Origin of the sequence: Solemya elarraichensis gill symbiont, from assembly GCF_002021095.1 — a bacterium.
In the GTDB taxonomy this organism is placed as follows: Bacteria; Pseudomonadota; Gammaproteobacteria; order Chromatiales; family Chromatiaceae.
In genome coordinates, this window is the sequence record NZ_MPRK01000162.1 from 1 (window position 1) to 3,977 (window position 3,977).

Below are 3,977 nucleotides of genomic sequence, written 5' to 3' on the forward strand. Positions count from 1 at the left end.
GTTTCCAGACAGAGGGACGCAAGAGCGATGATTTGCTCGACGAGGCTGAACGCAAGGTATTCGAAATTGCCGAGCAGCGCCAGCGTGGTGTTGGTGGTGGTTTCCAACCGACCAAAACCCTGGTCAAGACCGCACTGGAACAGATTGAGCAGCTATACGAGTCGGATGATCCGCTCACCGGCACCTCGACAGGGTTCACTGATCTTGACGATGCCACCTCCGGCCTGCAGGACTCCGACCTGATCATTGTCGCCGGACGACCCTCAATGGGTAAAACCACCTTTGCCATGTATATGGCCGAGAATGTTGCCATCAAGGCGCGTAAACCCGTTGCTGTCTTCAGTATGGAGATGCCGGGCGAACAGTTGGCGATGCGTATGTTGTCGTCGCTGGGACGTGTCGAGCTGGGACGTATTCGTAGCGGCAAGCTGCTCGACGATGAGTGGCCACGCCTGACATCCGCCGTTTCGATACTCGCCGAGGCACCGATTCATATCGACGACACACCGGCGCTGACGCCATCAGATTTGCGTGCGCGTGCACGCAGATTGAAACGTGAATGTGACGGTGAGCTGGGCCTCATCGTTATCGACTATATGCAGCTGATGCAGGCACCGGGTACCGAGAACCGGACCAACGAGATCGGTTTGATTTCACGCTCGCTGAAAGCGCTGGCAAAAGAACTCAAGGTGCCGGTAATTGCCCTGTCACAGCTCAACCGTGGTCTTGAGCAGCGTACCAACAAGCGTCCCATCATGTCGGACCTGCGTGAATCAGGAAGTATCGAGCAGGATGCTGACGTTATCATCTTCATCTACCGGGACGAGGTCTACAATGACGAGTTGCCAGAAGAGGAGAAGGGAAAGGCAGAGATCATCATCGGCAAGCAGCGTAACGGTCCGTTGGCGAACATCAAACTGACCTTTCTCGGCAAGTACACCAAGTTTGAGAATTTCTCTCCTGTTGGCGGTTACGGCGACTACGGTGGCTAACCCGGTAGCGCGCATCGATCTCGATGCACTGGTTCACAATTATCAGCACGCGAGTGAAGCCTGCGGCTGCCCGCTGTTCGCCGTAGTCAAGGCGAATGCCTATGGTCATGGTGTGTTGCACATTATCGATGCACTGCGTGAGCATGCTGACGGTTTTGCCGTATCGCGTGTCGAGGAGGCGCTAGCACTCAGGTCACATGGCATCGAACAGCGCCTGCTGGTTCTTGGTGGCATCATGCAGGCACCGGAAATTAATTTCGCAGCAGACAACAGCGTCGAGGTTGTTCTTCACGACGAAAAACAGATTGGCATGCTGGAATCCTGGAAGGGCAGTGATAAAGGCCCTCTAGGTGTCTGGGTAAAGATAGATACAGGTATGCACAGGCTTGGTTTCGCCCCCGCTCATGCCAAATCGGTGCTTGAGAAAATTGGCTCAAACAAAAATCTGAAACTTGTCGGCGTACTCACCCACTTCGCCAATGCCGATGATCTGTCGCGTGAAACAACCAGGCTACAGCTGGCAGAGTTTGCTCCTTTCATGGAGAGTGCCGAAGAGACCAGTCTCGCCAACTCTGCTGCTATCCTCGGGTGGCCGGAGGCACACAAGGGCTGGGCGCGTCCCGGCATCATGCTCTACGGCGCATCCCCCTTTATTAATGGCACAGCTGCAGGTGACGGGCTCAAGCCGGTCATGACACTGAGAACAAAACTCATATCGGTTCATGAACTGAAGCAGGGTGATGCCATCGGTTACGGCAGCATATGGAGTTGCCCGGAAGATATGCGCGTGGGAGTCGCTGCGATCGGTTACGGTGACGGTTACCCGCGCCATGCACCGAGCGGCACACCGGTACTGGTCAACGGGAAACGTGCACCGCTTGTCGGGCGCGTCTCGATGGATCTGATCACTATCGATCTGCGCGAACACCCGAATGCAGCTGTCGGCGACAGTGTTGTCTTGTGGGGTGAGGGTTTGCCTGTTGAAGAGATTGCACACTATGCAGATACCATCAGTTACGAGCTCTTTTTCCGCCTGACCGGGCGTATCAAGTTCCGTTACGAACAGGCTCCCTGATGGCAAAAGCGGCGAAGGTTCAGTATCAATGCGACCAGTGTGGCGCCACCTATCCGAAATGGGCAGGGCAGTGCAGTGACTGCGGCACCTGGAACAGTTTGAGTGAGGCGCGTGTTGCCCCGGTTTCGAAACGCTCGGTTGGATATGCCGGCGAAATCGGTGATGTCAGCGTGCGCAAGCTCAGTGAAGTTGGCACCGAAAGGCAAAGTCGCATAGACACGGGTATCAGCGAACTCAACCGCGTTCTCGGTACAGGACTCGTCGAGGGTTCCGTCGTACTGCTCGGTGGTGATCCCGGTATTGGTAAATCAACCCTGTTGATCCAGATGCTGGCCATGTTGGCGGCATCGCACCCGGCACTTTACGTCAGTGGCGAAGAGTCAGCCGAGCAGATCGGGTTGCGCGCACGCCGCCTGGGGCTCGATGCCGGTGATTTAGGCCTGCTGACGGAGACATCTATCGAGCGCGTGCTGGCACTCGCTTCGAGTGCAAAACCACGCATCATGGTAGTTGACTCCATTCAGACCATGTACACGGAGATGATCCAGTCCGCACCGGGCGGTGTTGCACAGGTGCGTGAATCGACTGCGCAACTGGTGCGTTTTGCCAAGCAGACAGGAACCTGTGTGATTCTTGTCGGCCATGTCACCAAGGAGGGCAACCTCGCCGGGCCGCGCGTGCTCGAACACATGGTTGATACCGTACTCTATTTTGAAGGTGAAGCAGGCAGCCAGTTTCGCTTGATACGCACCATGAAAAACCGCTTCGGCGCAGTTAACGAACTGGGTCTGTTTGCGATGACAGACCAGGGCCTCAAGCCGGTTACCAATCCCTCGGCGATATTTCTCTCACGTCACGAGGAACCTGTTAGCGGCAGTGCAATTCTTGTTACGCGTGAGGGCAGTCGTCCCTTGCTGGTTGAGGTTCAGGCACTGGTGGATAGCAGTCCACTCTCCAATCCGCGTCGGGTGTCGCTTGGCCTTGAACAGAACCGCCTGTCGATGCTGCTTGCAGTACTGCATCGTCATGCAGGCGTCGGCATGTACGACCAGGATGTTTATGTGAACGTCGTTGGAGGAGTGCGGATTACCGAGACAGCAGCTGATCTTCCGGTATTGTTGTCAGTGCTGTCGAGTTTCAGGGACAGGCCCCTGAGCCGTCATCTCGCCGCATTTGGTGAGGTTGGCTTGTCTGGTGAGATTCGTCCGGTGCCGAATGGCGAGGAGCGAATTCGTGAAGCAGTCAAACACGGCTTTACACGTATTCTCGTGCCTGCGGCAAACAAGCCCAAGAGCAGTTTTGACGGTGTCGAGATCGTTCCTGTGCAGCGTCTGTCCGAGGCGATTTCACATACAGAGTAGTGTTACGAACTTTACCTGAGTAAGAGAGGTAAAAAGCACTTCCTACGGCGTTGCGGAGAATGCTTAACAACGCCGTGTGGAAGTGAAGGGGTTGAATCATAGATGCGTATCAGCTTAATTTGTACTCGATTGGTAGCACTACATGTATTCGATCCTCCTTGCTTGAAGCAGGAATAGTTTCAAATGGCATCGAATTTTTTACTGTCTTGATGGCTGCTCTATCCAGGGTTTTATTCCCGGACGATTTTTTGACCTTTAAGCCAAACATGTGGCCGGTCTTGGAGATGGTAAATTGAACAATCACCACGCCCTGCTTACCTCTTTTTTTGGCCTTTTTCGGATAATATTTCTTTTTATTGATTCGATAGGCTAAGCGGGCAAGATAGTTATCTTTTGCCTTGTTGCTTTTAGCAACACTGTTATCTTTTTGCTGCGCTCTTGTCGAGCTTGCGGAATCTGTGGAGACTGTAAATTAGTTTGTGTATCTGCTTATCATTAACCCCTACGGGAGATAAGCACGATGAACGAAAAAGAAATCCGAGCACTTGC

General features: G+C 54.0%; 3 protein-coding genes and 1 pseudogene. 3 read left to right on the forward strand and 1 reads right to left on the reverse strand.

Annotated features, from left to right (window positions below; translation table 11 throughout):
- From dnaB to radA, 3 genes are all read left to right on the forward strand, one after another.
- Positions 1–992: replicative DNA helicase (gene dnaB, locus BOW51_RS08105; RefSeq protein WP_135568154.1), on the forward strand; the 992-nt coding region annotated here is incomplete at its 5' end.
- Positions 985–2,067, forward strand: coding sequence for an alanine racemase (gene alr / locus BOW51_RS08110; RefSeq protein ID WP_078477247.1), 1,083 nt, complete (start codon positions 985–987; stop codon positions 2,065–2,067). The genes dnaB and alr, both read left to right, overlap by 8 nt.
- The gene (gene radA, locus BOW51_RS08115) at positions 2,067–3,428 is read left to right on the forward strand and encodes a DNA repair protein RadA (RefSeq protein WP_078477248.1); all 1,362 of its coding nucleotides are present in this window, start codon (positions 2,067–2,069) and stop codon (positions 3,426–3,428) included. Before alr ends, radA begins: the two co-directional genes overlap by 1 nt.
- Before the next feature lie 109 nt (positions 3,429–3,537).
- Here radA and BOW51_RS11940 read toward each other — a convergent pair.
- Positions 3,538–3,807: pseudogene (locus BOW51_RS11940) on the reverse strand (energy transducer TonB family protein); the annotation flags it as partial.
- Positions 3,808–3,977: the final 170 nt, after the last annotated feature.

Bases quoted from the DNA above. Each gene is read 5' to 3' on its own strand.
- radA (WP_078477248.1), top strand. From the start codon at position 2,067: ATGGCAAAAGCGGCGAAGGTTCAGTATCAATGCGACCAGTGTGGCGCC.